Source organism: Methanocella arvoryzae MRE50 (assembly GCF_000063445.1).
In the GTDB taxonomy this organism is placed as follows: domain Archaea; phylum Halobacteriota; class Methanocellia; order Methanocellales; family Methanocellaceae; genus Methanocella_A; species Methanocella_A arvoryzae.
Genome location: NC_009464.1, coordinates 2,781,182 through 2,802,207, shown reverse-complemented (window position 1 = coordinate 2,802,207; position 21,026 = coordinate 2,781,182). Strand labels below are relative to the sequence as shown.

Here is a 21,026-nt window from a genome sequence, read left to right as displayed (position 1 = left end):
TCAGTGCCTCACAGGGTAAACTCTTTCCCGGCTGCTACGCCGTTATATACTACCAGCCGGACAATCTGACGGTCCGATCGGAAGTCGTAGTCATCGGTGCTGATGGCGATGTCGAGCGTCTCTCCGGGATCCCAGTTCTGGTCGCCGTTGCCGTCCTGGATCTCATATTGCCAGGAGGGCAGAGCTGTACCGGTCTTGCACTTGTACAGGTCAGACCCGCTGCCGAAGTAGACGTCAGTCTTAACCAGGTTTGCGCCGGTGATAGTCAGCTTCCCGGTGTTCTTTACATACACGTGTAGTGTGCTTGAAACCGAAGGGTCGAGCCCCTCGGATATGATGGTGAAGTCCGTTTTCATCCGGTCGCCGGATGCTTCGGACACTGATGTTACTGATCCTGAGATGCCGTATACGGCGGGAAACATCGCGTTGATGAGGGCCGCAACGGCGACGACACCGGCGATGATGAGGATTGCGGTGCTGATGGTGTTTTGAGCCATGATCTCTCGCCTCCCGCTTCAGATCGTAATCGTGCCTTCGAAGCTCGCGCCATTATGGAGCACGAGCTTGATCTGGTGATCGCCGGAGGAGAACTTCGAGGCTCCCGGGTCGTAGACCGTCAGCTCCAGCGTCTCGCCGGTGTTCCACTGGCCATTGCCGTCAGTATCGTCGAGACTGTAAGCCCACCATAACCCGGCGGATGGGTCGGGCGATGCTCTGGCCATGCTGCCTTTATCGCCGAAGTATACGTCGGTATAGGTAATCCTGCTCTCGGGAACTCCGACGCTTCCGACGTTCTTGACCCATACCTGAAGTGCGGTAGAGTTAGGCGAGTTGGCCATCACGACCCGGATGTCACTCTTCGCCCGGTCGCTGGCCAGGCCGGATACGCTCGATATTGATCCCGTAGCTGTGAAGAGGGCGGGATACACGGCATTGACCAGCACGACAACGGAAATGATGGCCGCTATGATCAGTATTGCAGTCGTGATGACATCCTGAGCCATGTTTACCAGTCCCTCATGATCTTATTCTTAAGCTATACTGTGAATGTCTGTTCGCTCATGCCGCCGTTGGCAAGCTGTAGCCTGATCCGGTAGTTGCCGCCCGAGAAGCTGGCCGCCGGGTCGAAGACCCTGATGATAAGGGTTTCACCGTATCCCCAGTTCGTGTCGGCACCGGTAAGCGTGTAGTCCCAATACCTCTCTGTCTCAGAGACCTGGCCAGATACAAGCATCAGGGGCGCGTTTTCTTCTGCCAGGTAGACGGTCATCGTCTGGAAGGATTCTTCCGGTATCTCTGCCCGGCCATTGTTCAGCACGTCAAAGCGGAACTCCGACGAAGAAGCCACCTCATAATTGATGAAAGCTATGCTGGTAGCAGCGCGGTCACCCGCCTCGCCGCCAGTCGACCGGATATTGTCAGAGCTGCCGAGGATGGACGGGAAGATGGCGCCCAGCAGGGCGGTGGTGATGATCACCGTAGCTATAACCATTATTGCCGTACCGATTACCTCGTGCGCCATTTCTGTCACCGCTCATATGGTCAGCGTGTACTCGCTGGTGGCCCCGTTAGGCAGGGCAAGCCTGATCCTGTGCGTTCCCGGGTTCTGTGGCAGCCCGGCAGAGATCACTTCTATCTTCACCGTCTCCCCGGGATCCAGGTAACTGTCGCCGTTGTTCGGCGCTTCGATGCTGCTGGAAGATACATAGTAGGTCATTGATCCCGTATCGTTGCCGTAGTAAAACCGCACGGCCTGCAATTCGCTTTCAGGGATGCGCGTCCGCCCGGTATTCTTGGCCCACACATCGAGAGCAGTACTGTTGACAAAGCTGTATGATGAGACGGACAACAGCGTTTTAGCCCGGCTGTCGGTATCGGAGGTAGAGGAAAGAATGTCGCGGGTCGAGCCGTTAAGCGTCGGATAAATAGCACTGACTACAGCGACCACCGCGATCACTGAGGCGATAATAAGAATCGCTGTGCTCATCGTGTTCTGAACCATAGTTTTTGCTCCCGCTACACTTGCCTTATACCAGTCTTTATCGGCAGGCTGATGTCTGCCAGTAATTGTTTTTGCCGCAGACAGGCCTGTTGTGTCCGGAACCATCCCACAATGGTCCAGGCAGGCTCTTGCCCGCAGTTGTTTTTACGATTAGTACCGCTCTTCCGGGTTGAGCAGGACATTGAGCATCCTCGAGTCAAGCTCCTTGTCCCCGGGGTTCAGGATCATGTACAGCGTGTACAGATCGCTGACGCATTCTTTGATGTCGAGCCGCTTCGGAGGCCTCTGGGGCTCCGATTCCATCAGCTTGGACATCCGCTGCACGATGAGCTTCGTCTCTTCGCTGAGGTAGCCTGTGGACACGTACATCTCCAGCAAGTCGTTGAGCCTCTCGCTCCCGTTCTTGCGGATCATGTTGCGAGTCCAGTCCATGATCTGGTTGATCGTGTAAGGATCGATCTTGCGGCTGCCGGTCAGCGTGGCAGGCCCGCCGGTGCGTGTCCTGTTCCGCATGGTCTCCAGCATCCTCCGCTGCTCCTCGAACTCGTTCATGACTTCTATGTCACGCTTCGTGTAACCGTCCGGAAGGTCATTCTCGCCCCTGGCGGCGGCTCCGTACTTATCCATAGCTTTGTCGAGCGCACGCTCCCGTTCCAGGAGTTCCTGCTCACGTCGCCTGAGATCGCCAACGGCAGACAGTTCATCCGCATCGCCCGCATCAGCCTCTTCTTCATCGTCGACTTCCGCAGGCTTCTTCTTGCTCTTCTTAGGCTTTTTCTTGCTCTTCACAGCCGGCCTTTCCTCTTCTTCATCCGCTTCATCCTCTTCGGGCTTCGGCGGCATCTCGAACTCGATGGGATCTTCCTTGATGACCGGCGGAGTGGCCGGCATCTGCAGCTGCTGGATATTGAGGAAGGGGTTTTCTGCGTTGTTCATCTGTTCCCTGATATCAACGATCAGCTTCTTGATCGACCCCTTGAGAATCATGATCTCTTTCTCGAGCTTGTCCACTTTCCTGGAGGGATCCTCGCTCGAGGCATCCATGATGATTCGATTGATGGTGTTCTGGTCTATCTGTTCCATACCCACACCTCTAGCCCGTCACTCCCCGGGTTTGCGACTGAATTTCAGCCGTCGCCTGCGGTGCAGGCAACGCATAGCAATTACTGATTGCGCCCGCTGCAGGCGTATAAAGATAATAACTGGTCCGGTGAACACCTGTTTTGTCGCGATTGATCTGGGTCATGTTCAGTTACTCCAGCTGGCTTTCTTACACTTCTATGCATGCAAGCACACGTGTAGCGTGCCGTAATTACACATAAAACTCGGCCAGTGTTATAATATATTTTTTGTACAGAATGCGAAATTAAGTGAATTTAATTTCAAAAGTAGAAGTATCAGCAGATTATTTCCCATTTATTAATTGTAAAACTGAAAATGGATACTACAGGGTAAATGCTGGTCGCCAGAAAAAAGTAGAGTGACAGGCATGGTCAGCCATGCCTGCTGTGCTCAAGCCCTGTGCTTGACAGCCCTGCTCCGTCGGGGCCTGGGGTTGGGCTGATCCACAATCTGCGGGAGTCCGGGCTCTGGCACGATCCTGACGTTACGGGCCCTCTTCCGGATCCGGAGAGGCTCTTCCTCCTGCTCAGGCTCGTTCGGCAGCAAGTCAATATCCGGCAAGGGCTCGGTTATTTCGAACTCGTCTTCATCAGTGTCATAGCCCCGGTATAGTGGAGAAGGCTCCTGATGCCGCCTCTGGACCGGGCGGTAACGTGCAGGCCCTCGCAGCTCATCGGGCGCAGGCCCATAGTAGCGGTCTTCAGGAAGGCCGGCAGTCCCCCGGTATACTCTCCGGGGACCAGATGCAGGCCGATAGTAGTCCCGCTCATACATGTCTCTGACAGGCTCCTGCCTGAACCCATATGGTTCATGCCAATAGTAGCGCCGGTCGCCATGGCCCCGGTAATAGTACTCGGGAGGATATCTGGCATCTCTGTGCCGCCCGGCATTCTGCGGACGGTACCTGGGATCAGCCTCGCCAGCTTCAGCCTCATAGCCATAGTAAGGATAGCCATAATGTGCCGGCTCGTACTCAGGATGCTCGTAGAAGAACTGACGAGGATCGTAGTAAGGCTGTCCGTAAGCCTCGTGGTACATCCCGTATCCCCACCGGTCAGGCCAGTGCTCCTGAGGAGGATAGTGAGGGTAATGAGGATAAGAATACGGCCAGCTGCTTCCCCTGTGGTGCACATCATAATCGGGGCTCACAGGCCTGCCGCATGCAGAACAGACGTGCCTTTCGCCAGAGCGGGCGAGGCCGCCAGAATAGCGATCTAATCCGGCATTTCCCGTTGCCCGATCGGCAGGTCTGGACTGCTCGATCAGTTGCAGCAGATAAGTTAGCAGTTCAAGATAATGAGCGTTAGTCTCGTAAGACCGGTTTGGAGTCTCCGCCCTCTTCGCCAGAGGGCAGCCTTGAGCCGGGCTGTTAACTGAGGCCGACAGCGGGCAGTTATTGTGCATGTGCGCCTCGCTCACTCTCGCCGCGTAAGGACACCCGGTGTAATTGCCAGCATTCTTCTCCTGAGCCATAGTTCTCTCCTTTTCTGCCTGCCTGGCTGCTTCTGCCTTTGCCTTATCTTCTGCCGCTTTCTTCTCTTCTTCCTCATCTGGCATCTCGAACTCGATCGGATCTTCCTTGATGACCGGGGCCGGGGGCGGCATCTGGAGCATCTGGATGTTGCTGAAAGGGTTCTCCGCGGCGTTCATCTGTTCCCTGATATCGAGGATCAGTTTTTTAATCGAGCCCTTGAGTATCATGAATTCCTTTTCTATCTGGTTGCATTTGCAACCCTGTGATAGTTCGGCATCCATGAGGATCTGTGTTACTTCGCTCTGGTCCATTTGCAACACCTCCACACAGGCGTTTGCTGTGCAGGCATGTTCAATAAATGCTCAAGCTATGCCTGTCAGACCCCGTGCTTTGAAGACCAGAGATCAGCGTTGCTAGATTGTAGAAAGACATACGCTGTCCAGGTTTATGGGGCCTAATCGGCACTATTAGTGCACCTTAAGCATCTAAAAAATTGACAATTGCTTATAATATAGTTTTTGTATAAAAAATGAGATTAAAGAATTTTATTTGCAAAATTGCAACAACCGTTGCCGAAAAAATTTCAGGCAGGGATTGTATGCGCCAGCTATAGAAAAGCCTGCCTGGAAGATGGTCAGTGGAAAGGCGATACAGAGCTGACCAGGTAGTACAGGTGGAAGTTATTATACAATACAAGTCAAGGTGCTGTTTATGGAGCATTCCGGTGAGCCTTGCAGCCATCAATCCATGCGTATGCCCAATACGATCTTGAAATTGCTGAACAGACTATCGAGAGGCAACCGATCAATGCCAGGAAACTTGACATAGTAACGATGTAGGTCCTGATGCCAGTATACTTGTTATCCCATTCCGCACAGCCCTTTAATTGAAGAACTGGTGAAAAGAAGTGCCACTATAAAGCTGAATAAAGATATAAAAACGCGGACTATTGGGAAATAAAGGGCTGTGGGTGCCTTACGGCACCGCTTCAGCTTAGAATAACGACATTATGGGTTCAATTGCGGGCGGAGTGGTAACCGAGACCGACAGGACTGCACCAGTCGGAGGCTTAACCTCGAGAGTGATCTTGGTGTTAGGCCCAACCTGCTCATCCTCAGCGATGTTGATCTTCAGCTGAACCTTCTCGTACTTCTCCAGCAAGTTGTTCTCATTAGTCTGCTGGATCCACTTTACCTGTCCACCTTCTTCCCAGGAGGTTCCGTCGAACACACTTTCATTGTAGACATTTGCCGTCCTGTACGAGATAATCGTCTTGTTAATGTCAACCGGGTTGTTACCAGCGGTAATCTGCAGGGTCATCATAAGACCAGTCAGGTTACCAGAAGCACCAATACCGACGACATCGCCGGCCATCTCAATCGAAGACGTTGCCTGATCTACACCTGTGTGCACGACTTCCTTGCTCTTCTGCGAAGTGAAGAAACCTGCACCCAGCATGACGTAAGAGAAGACAGCAGCAACCACCACGAAAGCGATGAGCACTATAGCAGCCTCAAGACCCGTGAAAGCCGCATCGTTCTTCTGGAATTTCCTTCTGTTGCTTTTCATCGTATTAACCTCACACGTATTTTAGGTTCACCTTGTAATTTTTATAAAGGGCTGTGGGTGCCTTACGGCACCGCTTCAGCTTAGAATAACGACATTATGGGTTCAATTGCGGGCGGAGTGGTAACCGAGACCGACAGGACTGCACCAGTCGGAGGCTTAACCTCGAGAGTGATCTTGGTGTTAGGCCCAACCTGCTCATCCTCAGCGATGTTGATCTTCAGCTGAACCTTCTCGTACTTCTCCAGCAAGTTGTTCTCATTAGTCTGCTGGATCCACTTTACCTGTCCACCTTCTTCCCAGGAGGTTCCGTCGAACACACTTTCATTGTAGACATTTGCCGTCCTGTACGAGATAATCGTCTTGTTAATGTCAACCGGGTTGTTACCAGCGGTAATCTGCAGGGTCATCATAAGACCAGTCAGGTTACCAGAAGCACCAATACCGACGACATCGCCGGCCATCTCAATCGAAGACGTTGCCTGATCTACACCTGTGTGCACGACTTCCTTGCTCTTCTGCGAAGTGAAGAAACCTGCACCCAGCATGACGTAAGAGAAGACAGCAGCAACCACCACGAAAGCGATGAGCACTATAGCAGCCTCAAGACCCGTGAAAGCCGCATCGTTCTTCTGGAATTTCCTTCTGTTGCTTTTCATCGTATTAACCTCACATTACATTATAGCCAGAACTCTTAGGATTCTCCTAGCTATCACTATTAGCTACTTGACTGGGTGCTAATATAAATTTTTTCTAATTGTTGCGAAATTATTCGTAAATAATTTCAGATATGGAAAATTGGTTATGGAATTACAAAAATATAACAAAATTGAGTTTGTTTCAATAAAGTAAAACATGCGACTATAATATGACAGTTAATTATGATAATAATAATATGGACAAATGCCAGATCAGAGGTCGTTTCCAATTATGTAAGCTATCATCCCGAAAAGGAAGATGTATAATATAATAGAAATGCTGCCTGATTCGGGCGATAATGCAATTAGCAATGTGTAATATTCTTAAGCTATTTGTAAAAACAGGAAGTAATCAGCCCCCGTGCTTAAAAAACAGAGATACTACAGCCCGCGCCGCACCCGGCTGGAACGGCGTAGCATGGACTATAGTATCTACTGGATGAAACGCTATGCGTCACCGGTATCCGTAAGCTGGCGCACCGCCGGAGGGCTGGCCGTATGACGGCTGACCGTAACCTGGCTGTGGGTATCCCGGCTGCTGATACCCGGGCTGCTGATACCCAGGCTGCTGCGGATACCCGGGCTGAGCGACAGGAGCAGGTGTGACGGCTGCCTGCGGCGGTATGCGATAGTACTCGAACGCGTTCTTTGCGTCAGAGAACCTGGCCGTAGTGATCACATTACCGGCAGGATCGTATACGGTAAGCAGGATGTCGCTGCCCTTCATGTCAGTGAAGCTGTAGATCGAGCTGACCATGTACGTGAGGTTGGCCATGGTGCCTGCCATGCCGTACGGGTCGCCGCTGACCAACAGCTTAACGTCGAGGGAAACCGTCTTGTTGGGGTTCTCACTGACGTACACGTTGGCGTTGCCCTGAGAGCCTTGAGAGAGCTGCTCGCCGATGATGGCAGCCCGCTCGTTGTTGCCGTAAGCCATGTTCGCCACGGGCTTCGCGGGCGCGGGCGGTATGTTCAGGACGCCGGGCTGCTGCTGTTGCTGTTGCTGTTGCTGTTGCTGTTGCTGTTGCTGTTGCTGTTGCTGGCCGCCATACTGAGGCTGCTGTTGCATGCCAGGCTGCATGCCCTGCTGCACCAGGGGCTGCTGCACGCCCGCAGGCTGTGCGCCTTGCGGGAGACCGGCCACTTGCTGCTGGCCGGCACCCAACTGCTGCGCTACCGCAGTCCCCGCTACCAAGAGCAGCGACAGAAGAATAACTGCACATGTCATTGGTTTCATTCACAATCCTCCCCACATAATACCTGTTATGAATCCACCAGTCAATCTGGAGGGTATTTATTTATAAATTCACCAATTAAAATTGCGCGAGAAAAGGTTCCGGCCTAAGATCATGAGTTGGCGGTTCGTCAGCTCAGGAGACAGATGCAGGAGCAGAGAGCAACTCGATCCATTTTTTAGCCTCTATCCAGCACGTCGAAATAATCGCTATAGCGATAATGGCGATCCATGCGGCCGCTGGCAGCCCCGAAGTCTTAAGAACAGGATGCAGGGCAGACATGCTGGTGATAGTCACCGAGAGCACTACCATTCCAGCCAGCCACAATACACCGAAGCGGTTGGACATAAGGCCCTGCTTCAACAGTGGTAATTCCTTCTGCTTCAGGTTCAGGGCCAGCAGGATGTGGCCGATCAGCCAGGTGACAAAAGCGGCCGTCTGCGCCATGACTACGTTACCAGTAGTATAATACAGCCAGAGATATACTGCCAGAATTCCGATTGCCAGCCCGGCCCCATTTCTGGCGATCTCTCCCGCCATGGACAGGCGGAGGAAGTCCGTCGTTTTGCGGGGAGGGCGCTTTATTACGTCAGGCTCTTCGGGCTCGGTGACGAATATGGTTGAAGAGGCCAGATCCATCAGCAGCTCGACGAGGATGATGTGTATAGGGGCAAGCGGGAAGGGTATGCCGAACGCGAGTGGCACGAGGAATATGGCCAGCAGGACAGCCTTGGCAGAAAGGTAATAAGTCAGCCCTTTGCGGAAGTTGTCAATCGCGGTCCGGCCAATCCTCACCGCATCTGCCAGGCGGGCGTAGTGATCATCGGTAAGCACCAGATCTGCCGCATCTTTCGCCAGGTCAGTGCCTATCCCGCCCATCGCTATTCCGACGTTTGCTGCTTTGATGGCCGGAGAATCGTTGACGCCGTCGCCGACGAAGGCAACCTCTTCCCCGGCATCCCTGGCCGCTTTAACGATCGCCAGTTTCTGGGCCGGAGTAATCCGTGCATAGACTCGGACGTCTTTCAGCGTATTCTGCAGCTGCCGTTCGTCTTGGGGGCTCAGCTCTGCTCCGGCCATAAGACCTCCCCTGATGCCCGCTGTTTCTGCCACGGCTTTTGCGGTGCCCGGGTGATCGCCCGTAAGAATATACGTCTTTATACCGGCATCCTCAAGCGTTCTTATCGACTCTCTTACCCCTGGCCGTACCGGATCCTCGATGACAGCCAGCCCGACGAAACGCAGGCCTTCCAGCCTCTCAGGCCGTTTCTCAGTGCCTGAGCCCGACGCTATAGCCGTAACACGCCTGCCCTCGCGGGCCTGTTCTTCCGCGATATCGAGCAAATGCGCTTTCACCCCCGGGGAAAGCCGGGAGCGCCAGATCAGCGCCTCAGGGCTTCCAGAGATAGCATAGAGATATTCACCGCCTTTACGATAGGAGAACGTCCGCCACTGTCGCCCGGTAGAAAAGCCCTCGGAAAAGGCAGGCATCGGCCGATCGCCTCCGGGCTCGGTGAGGGCTTCTGCAAGGGCCAGGTCTGTGGGATCCCGGGGATACCGGGGGAGAGAGTACGCTATGGCCTCCCGGATATCTGCAGGGATTTCAGCCGGCGATCGTTCCCTGCCATCAGCCGGTACTATCCCCCTGAGCGTCATCCGGTTCTCCGTGAGTGTGCCAGTCTTGTCCGTCAGGATGGCTGTGACCGAGCCCATCGACTCGGCTCCTTGCAGCCGCTTCACCACGATCTTCCTCCCGGCGAGCCTGAAAGAGGCCAGCGCCAGAGACATCTGGATGATGATGGGCGGCTGGCCGGGGATCATGAGAAAGGTGAGGGCGAGCCAGGTAAGGACCATCTGCTGAAGGTCCAGCCCCCGAAGGAAGCCGACGGCGGGAATCAGGAGACTGACGAGGATAGCCAGCAAAGTGAGCACTTTCGCCAGCCTGGTCATCGCTTCCTGCAGCAGAGTCTTTCCTTTTTCGTACGTCCGGAGAGCTACTCCGATACGACCCATCTCGGTCCTCTCCCCCACCGAGACGACAATGGCTTTTCCTTCCCCATCCAGGATGGATGTGCCGGCATAGAGACAGTTAACCCGGTCCGGCAGGGGTGTTTCGTCAGGCAGTATTGCATCTGAGTCTTTGAGCACCGGCCCGGATTCACCCGTCAGCGAAGCCTCGTCTACCAGCAGGCCGCCGGCTTCAAGAAGCCTGGCATCGGCGGGAACGCTGAAGCCAGGGGAGAGAACGAGAAGATCGCCGACTACAATATCCTCCGCAGGAACCTCAGTCACTTTCCCCTCCCGGATCACCCTCGTCGTGGGAAGCGTGAGCCGTTTCAGCCCGGCCATCACCCGGTCCGTGCGGAACTTGTTGAGGAACTCCACGACGACGTAAGCGATGATGACAAAAGCCATGACTACGGCTTCCAGGTATTTACCGAAGAGAAGCGAAAGCCCGGCGATCGAGAGGAGCAGGAGAATCATCGGCTGGCGGAGGCTGTCCGCGAGAAGAGATATGATGGCCGTTGGCCTGGCAAGCTCAACAGCATTCACGCCGTGCCGTGCCCGGCTATCCGATACCCGTGCTGCCGAAAGGCCTCTGCGGACGTCGATGTGCAGGTATTTAAGCGCCTCATCTCCAGAGATTGCCCACCACTTAGTTATTTTTACGGAATCCATAGGCTGGCGACCACATGCTGCTCGGTGACAGAGCTATGGTGATCAGTACAGTATATATGGTGATGAAGGTGAGGCGGGGATTATGATCTTAACAGCAATGACAGAAGCTCGTCCGGAGAACCCATTAAAAATGAGAATTGGGCTACTGTGGTTAAAGATTTGTTTCGCCAGGTCGCCCTCTTTGTTGCGCCAGATCGGAGCCTTTCAACTCCGACGGGCCAGCATGCCGCAAGGCATGGTAGAGCCAAGCTGAAAGCTTATTTTTTCTGTTTCAGCCACGGCATCATGGATCTCAATTCTTTACCCACGATCTCGATCGGATGCTCTGCATCCTGCTGGGTCAGGGCGTTGAAGTGAGGCCTGCCGGCCATGTTCTCCAGAACCCACTCTCTCGCAAAGCGGCCGTCCTGGATCTCTTCGAGGGTGCGCCACATTTCCATGCGGCTCTGCTCGTTGATGATCCTCCTGCCCCGGGTCATGCCGCCGTACTGGGCGGTGTCGGAGACGCTGTCCCACATGGCCGCCATGCCACCCTCGTACATGAGGTCGACGATGAGCTTGAGCTCGTGCAGGGTCTCGAAGTACGCAATTTCAGGCTGGTAGCCGGCGTTGACGAGGGTCTCAAACGAAGCCTTGACCATTTCGGTGCAGCCGCCGCAGAGGTCTACCTGCTCGCCGAACAGGTCGGTCTCGGTCTCTTCCTTGAAGGTGGTCGCGAGCACGCCTGCCCTGGTGCAGCCGATGCCTGCCGCATAGGCGAGGGCGTACTGCAGCGCCTTTTTGGAGGCGTCCTGCTGAATGGCGACGAGGGCCGGCACGCCTGCGCCCTGCTGGTACATCCTCCTGACGAGGTGGCCCGGGCTCTTGGGGGCGATCATGACGACGTCGATGTCCTTGCCGGGCTTGATCATGCCGTAGTGGATGTTAAACCCGTGAGAGAAACCGAGGATCTTGCCCTTCTTCATATACGGCTCGATCTGCTCGTGGTACACTTTGCCCTGCAACTCGTCAGGGATGAGCATCTGGATATAATCAGCCTGCTGAGCGGCTTCCTCGATGGTAGCCACTTTCATGCCGTCCTTCTTTGCCTGCTCCCAGGAGGCTCCGCCCTTGCGGAGGCCTACGACGACGTCGAGGCCGGAGTCCTTGAGGCTCTGGGACTGGGCCATGCCCTGGCTGCCGTAGCCGATGATCGCAATTTTCTTGCCTTTGAGGATCTTGAGATCTGCGTCCTTCTCGTAGTAGATGGTCGCCATTATAACACCATACTTACATCTTCGGCCGATTACTTTAAGATTGAGCCCGAACATATTCGGTGATTGATATATATGGACAGGTCGCCGACCGGCAATAGCATTACCATCAGCATCGGCATAAAACATCACGACTGCTGGCACTACAAGCTCTCTAAAGGGCTCAACGCTACAATCCTGGTCCGGTACACGTATGTGCTGCCGAACAGGCAGCTATACGGCTACCAGACGATAGTGACACCCGCGCTGGCCAGCCTCGGGCCTTACCTCGCAAAGCTGCCCGAGATCAGGCGATATTCCATCCTGTCCCGGGGCTCGGGGCGGGCTGAAGTGGTAACATGGGCTGAGCAGAGCTCTATCTTAGAGCATTTGCTAAAGACGAACTGTGTCTTCATCGGACCGACAGTCATCAGGGATGGAATCGAGAACTGGCAGATCATGGCACCATCCAGGGTAGAACTACAGGAGGCTATCGCCAGCCTCGAAAAGCACGCTGAGATTGCCTACATCAGGAGCTCCGCTTCGGCCCACTCCAGCGAAGGCCTCACCGAACGCCAGACCTCCGCCCTCACTGCCGCAGTAGAGATGGGATACTTCGACTCGCCCCGCAGGGCTTCCATAGAAGACGTCGCCGCCCGGCTCGGGATATCCGCATCCACCGCCGTCGAGCACCTCCGCAAGGCTGAGAAAAAAGTGCTGGAAAAATACGTGCACCCGGTCTGAAACTGCTGAAACCACAACTACACACTAATTGTTCACCACAGAGACTCACAGAGAAACGGTCAACCACAGAGGCACAGAGAAACACAGTGACGCACAGAGAAATTTCCTATTTTAAGGATGACAAATGTCGAAGTTTTTCAGTAGTATCAATTATATAGGCATGACGCAAGTAGGCCGATCCTTAAGTTAAAAGAAAGATATGGATGCGCTACCCGATTACAAAGTAAATCTCTGTGCGTCTCTGTGCCTCTGTGGTAAAACAGCAACTCCGTGAACCTCTGTGGTGTATTCAAGAGGGCGACTGCAGCTTTCCAGTATCAGCCATGCCTCTTTTCCCTGAAGGTGATGCGGTAGGTGACTCCGCCTTCGTTTTTGAGCTCGATCTCGCCTTCGAGCTGGTGGACCAGCGAGACTACGAGTTGCAGGCCGAGGGTAGTCACGTTGTCGATATCAAAGCCTTCGGGCAGGCCCACGCCGTCGTCGCTGATTATTAGCTCTGTCTGCCCGGACTCTTCCGAGGATACTTTAATGGTCAGCGTGCCCTGCCGGTCCCGGGGAAATGCATATTTGAAGGCGTTGGTGGAGATCTCGTTGATGATCAGCCCGCAGGGAATAGCGGTATCAATGCCGAGCCGAACGTTGCCAGCGTCGATCTCTACCCGGATGAGTCCCTCGTTAACCCCATAGGTACAGTATGCGGATGAGATAAGGCCTCGCAGGTAGTCGCCGAAGTCGATGCTCGACAGATCTTTGGACTGGTATAGCTTCTCGTGCAGGAGAGCCATAGACCTGATCCTGCTCTGGCTCTCGGTCAGGGCAGTCACGGTGTCCGGGTCCTGCATCTGGGACATCTGCAGGTTAAGCAGGCTGGTGATGATCTGGAGGTTGTTCTTCACCCGGTGGTGGACCTCTTTGAGCAGCACTTCCTTCTCTTTCAGGGATTCCCTGAGCGCGTCCTCTGTGCGGAGCTTGGCGAGGGCTACAGCCAGGTAGTCGGCGAGCCGCTCCCAGAGGGCGATGAACTCGGGGGAGAACCGCCCCTTTTTACGGTCGTTCAGCTGCAGTAGACCCATTCGTTCGTCGCTGAAGCACAGGGGGATCAGAGCCATAGATTCGTAGCCTGATCTATTGCACCGGTTTCGGCTCAGCATCCGCCGCTCGGCCACTCCGAGGCAGGCCAGCAGTTCCGTCGTGCTGTTCGTCCAGAAGCTGCCCCGGGCGGTGAAGTATGGCTTAGAGGGGTCGCCCCGATTCTTGATCACGCTGCCGCACAGGCATTCGTAGATCGGTTCGCCATCCTCGAAGAGGATCGGCCTATTGATGTCACGGCTGCACAGGTAGTTCTCTGCCGCTATAAACTCGCCTGAGAAGCCCCGGTATTCGTAGTAAGGGTAATCGTCGTATTCTTTCAGGCGGACGCCCACGGCTTCGCACCCGGAATATCTCTGGAAAAACGCAGTAGCGGAATGGACCAGGTCACGGGTGTCCTGGCTTTCGTTGACCAGGCGCAGGAACTCGACCGTCAGTTTTCGCTCATCTTCGACCAGCTTCTGGGCAGTTATGTCGTTTCCCACAGAGAGGTTCTCGATCACATTGCCAGCATCGTCCGTGATAGGCCGGTTGGTCCATGAGATCCACACAAATTCGCCGTTCTTCCGCACGTTCTTCTTTACTGAGGTAAGATATCGCTCCGGATGCTCGGTGATCTTCCGGGTCAGCGTATTGATATACTGGCCACCGGTATCGGCACCGGGGACTATCAGGCCGATCAGGTTCTTCCCGAGCATCTCGCTTTCCGAGTAGCCGAAGAAGCGAGTGGCGAACTCGTTGACGAAGGTGATAGTGCCATCCATGTCCCAGCGGATGATGATGCTGTTGGCGCTCTCCACCAGTTCCCGGTACTTTTTCTCGCTCCTGCGTAGCGCCTCCTGGGCCCGCTTCCGGTCCTCGACCGGGCGAGTCGTGACTACAATGCCATCCACTCCGGGCACTCCGAGCATGTTGCTACCCAGGGACTCCACTTCAAGATAGCTGCCGTCAGCCTTGCGTACCCTGAACTCGGTCGGCTTTCCGTCGTTCTTCTGCTCAAATACCTCGTTCAGGTCCCGCGCAACCCGGTCTCGGTCGGCGGGATGGATGAGCTCAAGGGGGGATTTGCCCAGCATGAACCCCGGCGGATAGCCGAGGATAAGCTCGGATGACGGGGAGTCGTAGACGATCAGCCCATTCCGATCGATGATCCGGACAATGTCGGAGGAGTGCTGAATCAGAGAGCGGAACCGGGTTTCGCTGGCTTTGAGAGCCTCTTCCGCCCTGCCAGCAACGATGACCTGGGAGGTCGTGCTGACCAGGTCCTCCAGCAGCAGCTCCTCGTTGCGGTTGATCGGCGTCTTCTTGAACAGCGCCAGTGCACCTACGGCCTCACCATCCCGGGACAGGATGCGGAAGCCGGCCAGCGATACCAGGCCGAGGCCCAGAGCCCGGTCGCGATCATCTACAAAGGGGTTGTTGACGACGTCGTTGGTGATGTACTTGCCAGGCTCATCCATGATCATGCGCCCGATCTGGCAGTTACCGATCGGTACCCGGCGATAGTCGTCGTTGATAGAAGTGTAGCGCCCGGAACTTGCCATCAGGTGCAGGCACCGGTTTCGATCCCTGCAGGCATGCTCTCCACCGGCTACAGTCGCATACCTGCAGCCTTTCTCGCAGAAGTCTCCGTCCCGGATCATCCAGATGTGGGCGAAGTCTGCGCCGAAGATATCGATCACGCTGTCGGCGATCTGCTGGAGCCGGGCTTTCAGGTCGCCCATCCCGAGGAGCCGTACCTTCAGCAGGCTGAGCTTTCTAAGGTAAGCTTCTGTCTGGCAGCGTTCGGAAATGTCCCGTATAGCTGCCACGTGGACCTTCCTGCCTTTCCAGGAGAAGAACCGGCCGGTGATCTCGACCGGGAACACGGTGCCATCCCGCTTCCGGTGATAGCGGAGAGGCACTACCACTCCTCCCACAGGCGTCTCGGTCGTCACTCTATGAGTGTCCTCCGGCTCTGCAGATAAGTCGACGTTCCGCATCCGCAGCAGCTCGTCCCGGCTGTATCCATACATCTCCGTCGCCGCGGTGTTAGCTTCCAGAAGTCTGCCAGTATCGTTGTCGATGAGGAAGAGAGATTCCTTGCCCAGCTCAAACAACTCTAAATACTTCTCCTGGCTTTCCCGCAAAGCTTCATCGGCCAGCGTCAGCCGCTGCAGTTCCAGGTCTTTTTTCGCAAGCTCTTCCCGCAGACTGGCTACCTCGCTTCTCAGGCGCAGGATTTCTTCGCCGGGCCCGGGGTTAAAAATTAGTTCGTCCCCCACAGACAGTATACCTCAATTTAACAATTGTTTTGAACAGATATGATAAAGCTATAGTATGATAATCTTTTGGTTTTCTTTTGGTTTGTTTATGTTGAGGTACAGGAGCATCGCCGCCGCAGGATCGGGCGAGAGCTGGTTCCGATATCAGTAAATAAGGTATCTGCGCCAGGGTTTCATGTCAACTTTAACACTGGATTTGACAGATTTTCCGGTCCTGGAAGAAAAAGCTTTAATTATGAAGATCATAGTCTGCTCAAGATATGACAGGCGGCAATGGGCATTCTCCGGTTAAGAAGGTGCGAATTGTAGGTGTGCCCCTGGATCTGGGCGCAGACCGCCGGGGCATCGACATGGGTCCCGACGCGCTGCGCAACGATGGCCTGGTCAAGCGGATAGCAGATCTGGACATCGAAGTGGAGGACACCGGTAACATTTTTATTCCCAGGCCAGCTCCCGGGCTGTGTAAAAACCCGAAGCTCAAGCACTATGACGAAGTGCTCTGCGCCTGCAAAAAGGTCCGGGACTTCGTCAGCGACGCAATCACCGACGGCTACTTCCCGCTGGTCATCGGCGGGGACCACAGCATAGCGATGGGCACTACGGCTGCACTGAGCAAGCACTACAAAAAGATCGGAATGATCTGGATTGACGCCCACGGAGATTTTAACACAGAGGAAACGACTATCTCGGGCAACATCCACGGCATGAGCTTCGCTACTTCAGTAGGCAGAGGGACGAAAGCCCTGGTGGGCAAAATGGGTAAAACCTGCGTCTGCGAGGAGAACTGCGTGCTGATCGGTGCCAGAGACCTGGACCCCCTCGAGCGGGAAGCCCTCAAAAAATCGAAGGTGACCGTGTTCACGATGAGGGATATCGACGAGATAGGCATGTACAAAGTCATGAAGAAGGCGATGAAGATCGCCTGCAACGGCACTGATGCGATCCACGTTTCTTTCGACCTCGACTCCATCGACCCGATGGAAGCGCCCGGCGTCGGGACCCCGGTACAGGGCGGCATCACTTACAGAGAAGCCCACCTCGCCATGGAAATGATCTCTGAGTGCGGCAAGCTCAAATCGCTTGAAGTAGTAGAGCTGAACCCCATTCTGGACAGCTATAATAATACAGGCAAGCTGGCGATCGGGCTGATCACGTCAGCGCTGGGTAAGAAAATATTTTAAAGAAAAGATAAGCCGGGAGAGCAGTCCCTATCCCGGTCGCTCAGCTATTTTCCAGTCAGGGAACTGAATCGCGTGCAGCAGGTCGTCCGTCATAGGGACCTCACGTCCGCATCTTCGAGCACACTTGACACCTCGGCCTTGATCAGCGACTTCATCCGGTCAACCGAGCACTTATGATGATTCTTACTTATGGGTTAAAATTTATAGGAAAGTATATGTACTACATCGCATATGAGTAATTTGATGGTCAGAAAAGTAAAGCGCAGGGTGTCGTGTCTCCCGAAGGCTACCTACTATAAGCCGAGGGAGATACCCTTGTGCGACCTCGAAATTATTAATTTGTCCGTAGAAGAGCTCGAAGCCATACGGCTTTGCGACCTCCTTCAGATTGCGCAGGATGAAGCCGCTGACCAGATGGGCATCTCCAGAAAAACCTTCTGGAACGACCTGCAGAAGGCCCGCCAGAAGGTGGCGGATGCCCTCGTCAACGGTAAAGCCATCCAGATCTCCGGTGGAGACTACGTGAACAGCGGGGTATGCAAAGTAGAGTTCCTTTGCCAGAAGTGTAATCATTTATGGGAAACCCCCTGCAACGAGAAGCGCCCCGAGAACTGCCCGAAGTGCGGCTCGGAGAGCATCTACCGCAAGGGCGGCGACGGGCGGGGAAAACGGCATACTGAGAGAGGCTTCTGTTGCCCGAAGCACGGGGACAGAGCAGTAGGCGACCAGGAGGAAAGTGTATAAAATGACAAAAATAGCAATACCATCGATGAGCAATGAAGGTCTCGATTCAGAAGTTAGCGCCCACTTTGGCTCATGCCAGTACTTTACGATCATCAATCTGAATGGCAAGAATGTCGCAGAAGTGGAAGCTATCGGAAACGGTTCTGAGGACGGTCAGCATAATTGCGCTGCTCCAGCCTTTCTCCTGAAAGCCCACGACGTGCAGGCAGTCCTGGTTTCGGGCATCGGCGGAAGGCCGCTGATGAGCCTGACCGGCCAGGGGATCAAGGTGTATGCAGGCGCAGTCGGCAAAGTCTCCGACGCAGTCCAGGACTTCAACGATGGCCTGCTGCAGGAACTATCGACGATGGGGACCTGTAACTGCCATCACCACTAGAGGGATGTTACATGAGCGATACCGGAGCCGAACAGTGCAGTACCTGCCAGAGTAAAAATTCTGCTGCCTGCGACACCTGCTCTTCGAAAGGTAACACCGGTCAGACAGAGCAGCAGATGAAGATCAGTAAAAACCTGGGTGCCATCAGGCACCGTATAGCGATTGTTAGCGGCAAGGGAGGCGTCGGCAAGAGCACGGTTACAGCTGGCATCGCTTATAATCTGGCCAGAAGCGGGCTCAAAGTCGGGATTCTCGACGCCGACGTCAGCGGCCCTAACATTCCCCATCTGCTGAACGTGGAAGCGGAAAAGATGCAGGTCTCACAGGAGGGCTTGCTGCCGGTCATTGCAGCATATGGCATCAAGATCGCTTCGGCCGAGTCGCTAGTGGAATCGAGCGATACGCCCATCGTCTGGAGAGGGCCGATGCGTAGCTCTCTCATCAACCAGTTTCTGGCAGATATGCTTTGGGGCGAACTGGACTATCTGCTGGTCGACCTGCCCCCGGGGACAGGCGACGAGCCACTGAGTATCATGCAAACCATCCCGCTGACAGGCCTCGTCATTGTGAGCACTCCATCCAGCCTTTCCATTCTGGATGTCAGCAAGATCATCAACATGGCAAAAACGATGAACGTGAGAGTCATAGGCATGGTGGAGAACATGGCGTACTACGAGTGCCCGGGCTGCCACGAAAAGGTGTATCCCTTCGGGAAAGGTAACGTAAAGGCACTGTCGGACAAGTATCAGCTCAGGCTTATCGGGCAGATGCCACTCGACCCCCTGAACACTGGTAAAGATATTATCACGTCCGATGACTCTCCGGCGGTCAGAATGACAGCGGAGATAACCCGCACAATTGAGGATTTACTGTAACGGTGACAGGTATGAGCTTGCTTGTAGAAGTGAAAGGGCTCTGCGTCAGGTATAACGGTAAAAACGTGCTGGACAACGTGAACCTGGAGATCGCAGAAGGAGAAACGATCGGCATCATAGGGAGAAGTGGCTCGGGCAAGACTGTGCTCCTGAACGTGCTAAGGGGCCTCGACGAGGAGATACCGGCAACTGGCCAGGTGATTTACCACGTAGCCCGGTGCGATCGCTGCGGAAGGATCGAGCCTCCGTCCGCCGGGGGCAAAACGTGTCCGAAGTGCGGCGGCCGGCTTGAAGAGTTCTCCTATGACATACTCGACAGATCGGACGAGAAGGCCATCAGAGATATCTCCGTCCGTACGGCAATTATGATCCAGAGGACCTTCGGCATCTATGGCGACGACAGTGTCATAGAGAACGTTCTCAAAGCGCTCAGCAGTGTCGAATATAACGGCGATCGAGTTGCCAGGGCGGCGGATCTGATCGACAGCGTCCGGCTTTCCCATCGCATGATGCACATCGCCAGAGACCTGTCGGGAGGCGAAAAGCAGCGTGTGGTCCTGGCCAGGCAGCTGGCCAAAGAGCCGATGATGCTGCTGGCAGACGAGCCTACCGGTACGCTTGACCCCAGGACAGCAACGGTCGTTCACGACTGCATGAAGTCGATGTCCAGGGATCTCGGCATCACCATCATGATCACCTCTCACTTCCCGGAGGTCATAGAAGAGCTTACGACCCGGGCCATCCTGATGGACGAGGGAAGGATCGTCCGATCGGGGCCTCCGGCGCAGGTCATCAAGGAGTTCCTGCAGAGCAGGGAAACGATAGAGAAGAAGCCCGTCGAAACAGGAGAGCCGATCTTCAGGATCAGGGATCTGTCGAAAAAGTACTTTTCCGTAGACCGCGGGGTCATCAACGCGGTCAATAAGGTCACCCTCGACATTAAAGAGGGAGAAATTTTCGGCATCGTAGGGACCAGTGGAGCCGGCAAAACGTCGCTCATGAGCATCATGACAGGCAACCTGGAGCCGACCGATGGCACAGTGGAGATGCGGGTGGGAGAAGACTGGGTGAACATGTGCGAGCCTGGCTATTACGCCAGGGGCAGAGCAAAGCCGTACATCGGGCTCCTTTACCAGGAATATGACCTGTACCCGCACCGCACGGTGATTGACAACCTCACAGAGTCTATAGGCCTCGAGTTCCCGGCTGAGCTCGCGGAGAAAAAGGCGATTCATACGTTGCTGCTGTCCGGGTTTACCGAGGAGAGGAGCCGGGAGATCATGGACAAGTACCCGGGAGAGCTGTCTGAAGGCGAAAGACACAGAGTCTCTTTTGCGAGGGCGCTCATCAAGGAGCCGCACGTCATCGTGCTGGACGAGCCTACGGGCACCATGGATCCGATCACCAAGCAGTCGGTAATGAGCTCCATGTTTACGGCCAGAGAGGAAACCGGCGAGACTTTCGTCGTCGTATCCCACGACATGGACTTCGTGGAAAAAGCATGCGACAGAGTAGCTTACATGAAAGGCGGAAAGATCGTGGCGATAGGCACGCCCCGAGAAATTCTTCCAGTGATCAAAGCCAGCTATATCTGAAAACGTACCCGAAACCTGAAATATCCTTTTTTATACTTCACGATAGAGTTGTCCAAAACGAATAAGCTGGTTTCTCTGGCGGTGAGAGACAACGGAGTGGGCATGCCCCCGGGCTTCGACGTCCGGAATACGGAAACGCTCGGCATGTAG

General features: G+C 54.7%; 19 protein-coding genes. 6 read left to right on the top strand and 13 right to left on the bottom strand.

Translation table 11 applies throughout. The annotated features are described in order from the left end of the window. Window positions 1-8 precede the first annotated feature (8 nt). The 12 genes from RCI_RS13675 to ilvC all read right to left on the bottom strand — a co-directional run bounded on the left by RCI_RS13675 (window position 9) and on the right by ilvC (window position 12,032). Window positions 9-497: a hypothetical protein gene (locus RCI_RS13675; RefSeq protein WP_012037044.1), complete on the bottom strand. Its 489-nt coding sequence runs from the start codon at window positions 495-497 to the stop codon at window positions 9-11. 18 nt (window positions 498-515) lie between these two features. Beyond that, window positions 516-1,004 (bottom strand): hypothetical protein, encoded by a 489-nt coding sequence (locus RCI_RS13670; protein ID WP_012037043.1) that lies wholly within the window; start codon window positions 1,002-1,004, stop codon window positions 516-518. 32 nt (window positions 1,005-1,036) lie between these two features. Further along, entirely contained in the window at window positions 1,037-1,522 is a 486-nt protein-coding gene (locus tag RCI_RS13665; protein WP_012037042.1) for a hypothetical protein, read from the bottom strand. 12 nt (window positions 1,523-1,534) lie between these two features. Continuing rightward, window positions 1,535-2,002 carry a hypothetical protein gene (locus RCI_RS13660; protein ID WP_012037041.1) on the bottom strand — a complete coding sequence of 156 codons (468 nt, stop codon included), beginning with the start codon at window positions 2,000-2,002 and terminating at the stop codon, window positions 1,535-1,537. A gap of 150 nt (window positions 2,003-2,152) precedes the next feature. Continuing rightward, on the bottom strand, window positions 2,153-3,085 hold the full coding sequence (locus RCI_RS13655) for a FlaD/FlaE family flagellar protein (protein WP_012037040.1): 933 nt from the start codon (window positions 3,083-3,085) through the stop codon (window positions 2,153-2,155). 10 nt (window positions 3,086-3,095) lie between these two features. Further along, on the bottom strand, window positions 3,096-3,248 hold the full coding sequence (locus RCI_RS17105; protein WP_158308927.1) for a hypothetical protein: 153 nt from the start codon (window positions 3,246-3,248) through the stop codon (window positions 3,096-3,098). A gap of 266 nt (window positions 3,249-3,514) precedes the next feature. Further along, on the bottom strand, window positions 3,515-4,909 hold the full coding sequence (locus RCI_RS13650) for a hypothetical protein (protein WP_012037039.1): 1,395 nt from the start codon (window positions 4,907-4,909) through the stop codon (window positions 3,515-3,517). Window positions 4,910-5,591: 682 nt separating this feature from the next. Further along, window positions 5,592-6,167, bottom strand: coding sequence for an archaellin/type IV pilin N-terminal domain-containing protein (locus RCI_RS13645; RefSeq protein WP_012037038.1), 576 nt, complete (start codon window positions 6,165-6,167; stop codon window positions 5,592-5,594). 80 nt (window positions 6,168-6,247) lie between these two features. Then, a complete protein-coding gene (locus RCI_RS13640; RefSeq protein WP_012037038.1) occupies window positions 6,248-6,823 on the bottom strand; it encodes an archaellin/type IV pilin N-terminal domain-containing protein in 576 nt (191 codons plus the stop codon). A 493-nt stretch (window positions 6,824-7,316) separates the two neighbouring features. After that, window positions 7,317-8,099 carry a hypothetical protein gene (locus tag RCI_RS16440; RefSeq protein ID WP_012037037.1) on the bottom strand — a complete coding sequence of 261 codons (783 nt, stop codon included), beginning with the start codon at window positions 8,097-8,099 and terminating at the stop codon, window positions 7,317-7,319. A 133-nt stretch (window positions 8,100-8,232) separates the two neighbouring features. After that, the gene (locus RCI_RS13625) at window positions 8,233-10,776 is read right to left on the bottom strand and encodes a cation-translocating P-type ATPase (protein WP_012037036.1); all 2,544 of its coding nucleotides are present in this window, start codon (window positions 10,774-10,776) and stop codon (window positions 8,233-8,235) included. 257 nt (window positions 10,777-11,033) lie between these two features. After that, window positions 11,034-12,032 (bottom strand): ketol-acid reductoisomerase, encoded by a 999-nt coding sequence (gene ilvC, locus RCI_RS13620; RefSeq protein WP_012037035.1) that lies wholly within the window; start codon window positions 12,030-12,032, stop codon window positions 11,034-11,036. Between the two features lie 72 nt (window positions 12,033-12,104). On the opposite strand from ilvC, the gene RCI_RS13615 reads away from it, so the two are divergent. After that, on the top strand, window positions 12,105-12,752 hold the full coding sequence (locus tag RCI_RS13615; RefSeq protein ID WP_048198673.1) for a helix-turn-helix domain-containing protein: 648 nt from the start codon (window positions 12,105-12,107) through the stop codon (window positions 12,750-12,752). A 317-nt stretch (window positions 12,753-13,069) separates the two neighbouring features. Here RCI_RS13615 and RCI_RS15995 read toward each other — a convergent pair whose 3' ends face one another. Next, window positions 13,070-16,105 (bottom strand): PAS domain S-box protein, encoded by a 3,036-nt coding sequence (locus tag RCI_RS15995; protein WP_012037033.1) that lies wholly within the window; start codon window positions 16,103-16,105, stop codon window positions 13,070-13,072. Window positions 16,106-16,365: 260 nt separating this feature from the next. Between RCI_RS15995 and rocF the strand changes: the two genes are divergently transcribed. The 5 genes from rocF (at window position 16,366) to atwA (ending at window position 20,876) form a co-directional block, all read left to right on the top strand. Beyond that, window positions 16,366-17,286, top strand: a complete 921-nt coding sequence (gene rocF / locus RCI_RS13605) for an arginase (RefSeq protein WP_048198672.1) — start codon at window positions 16,366-16,368, stop codon at window positions 17,284-17,286. Between the two features lie 243 nt (window positions 17,287-17,529). After that, window positions 17,530-18,030: a DUF134 domain-containing protein gene (locus tag RCI_RS13600; protein ID WP_012037031.1), complete on the top strand. Its 501-nt coding sequence runs from the start codon at window positions 17,530-17,532 to the stop codon at window positions 18,028-18,030. Window positions 18,031-18,055: 25 nt separating this feature from the next. Then, on the top strand, window positions 18,056-18,406 hold the full coding sequence (locus tag RCI_RS13595; protein WP_231844853.1) for a NifB/NifX family molybdenum-iron cluster-binding protein: 351 nt from the start codon (window positions 18,056-18,058) through the stop codon (window positions 18,404-18,406). A gap of 11 nt (window positions 18,407-18,417) precedes the next feature. Then, on the top strand, window positions 18,418-19,281 hold the full coding sequence (locus tag RCI_RS13590) for an Mrp/NBP35 family ATP-binding protein (RefSeq protein WP_048198667.1): 864 nt from the start codon (window positions 18,418-18,420) through the stop codon (window positions 19,279-19,281). An 11-nt stretch (window positions 19,282-19,292) separates the two neighbouring features. Further along, window positions 19,293-20,876 carry a methyl coenzyme M reductase system, component A2 gene (atwA, locus tag RCI_RS13585; RefSeq protein WP_012037028.1) on the top strand — a complete coding sequence of 528 codons (1,584 nt, stop codon included), beginning with the start codon at window positions 19,293-19,295 and terminating at the stop codon, window positions 20,874-20,876. The last annotated feature ends 150 nt before the right edge of the window (window positions 20,877-21,026 follow it).

Bases quoted from the DNA above. Each gene is read 5' to 3' on its own strand.
- RCI_RS13660 (WP_012037041.1), bottom strand. From the start codon at position 2,002: ATGGTTCAGAACACGATGAGCACAGCGATTCTTATTATCGCCTCAGTG.
- RCI_RS17105 (WP_158308927.1), bottom strand. From the start codon at position 3,248: ATGACCCAGATCAATCGCGACAAAACAGGTGTTCACCGGACCAGTTAT.
- atwA (WP_012037028.1), top strand. From the start codon at position 19,293: ATGAGCTTGCTTGTAGAAGTGAAAGGGCTCTGCGTCAGGTATAACGGT.
- ilvC (WP_012037035.1), bottom strand. From the start codon at position 12,032: ATGGCGACCATCTACTACGAGAAGGACGCAGATCTCAAGATCCTCAAA.
- RCI_RS13590 (WP_048198667.1), top strand. From the start codon at position 18,418: ATGAGCGATACCGGAGCCGAACAGTGCAGTACCTGCCAGAGTAAAAAT.
- RCI_RS13655 (WP_012037040.1), bottom strand. From the start codon at position 3,085: ATGGAACAGATAGACCAGAACACCATCAATCGAATCATCATGGATGCC.
- RCI_RS13670 (WP_012037043.1), bottom strand. From the start codon at position 1,004: ATGGCTCAGGATGTCATCACGACTGCAATACTGATCATAGCGGCCATC.
- rocF (WP_048198672.1), top strand. From the start codon at position 16,366: ATGACAGGCGGCAATGGGCATTCTCCGGTTAAGAAGGTGCGAATTGTA.
- RCI_RS13640 (WP_012037038.1), bottom strand. From the start codon at position 6,823: ATGAAAAGCAACAGAAGGAAATTCCAGAAGAACGATGCGGCTTTCACG.
- RCI_RS13595 (WP_231844853.1), top strand. From the start codon at position 18,056: ATGAGCAATGAAGGTCTCGATTCAGAAGTTAGCGCCCACTTTGGCTCA.
- RCI_RS13665 (WP_012037042.1), bottom strand. From the start codon at position 1,522: ATGGCGCACGAGGTAATCGGTACGGCAATAATGGTTATAGCTACGGTG.
- RCI_RS16440 (WP_012037037.1), bottom strand. From the start codon at position 8,099: ATGAAACCAATGACATGTGCAGTTATTCTTCTGTCGCTGCTCTTGGTA.
- RCI_RS13650 (WP_012037039.1), bottom strand. From the start codon at position 4,909: ATGGACCAGAGCGAAGTAACACAGATCCTCATGGATGCCGAACTATCA.
- RCI_RS13615 (WP_048198673.1), top strand. From the start codon at position 12,105: ATGGACAGGTCGCCGACCGGCAATAGCATTACCATCAGCATCGGCATA.
- RCI_RS13675 (WP_012037044.1), bottom strand. From the start codon at position 497: ATGGCTCAAAACACCATCAGCACCGCAATCCTCATCATCGCCGGTGTC.
- RCI_RS13625 (WP_012037036.1), bottom strand. From the start codon at position 10,776: ATGGATTCCGTAAAAATAACTAAGTGGTGGGCAATCTCTGGAGATGAG.
- RCI_RS13645 (WP_012037038.1), bottom strand. From the start codon at position 6,167: ATGAAAAGCAACAGAAGGAAATTCCAGAAGAACGATGCGGCTTTCACG.
- RCI_RS13600 (WP_012037031.1), top strand. From the start codon at position 17,530: ATGGTCAGAAAAGTAAAGCGCAGGGTGTCGTGTCTCCCGAAGGCTACC.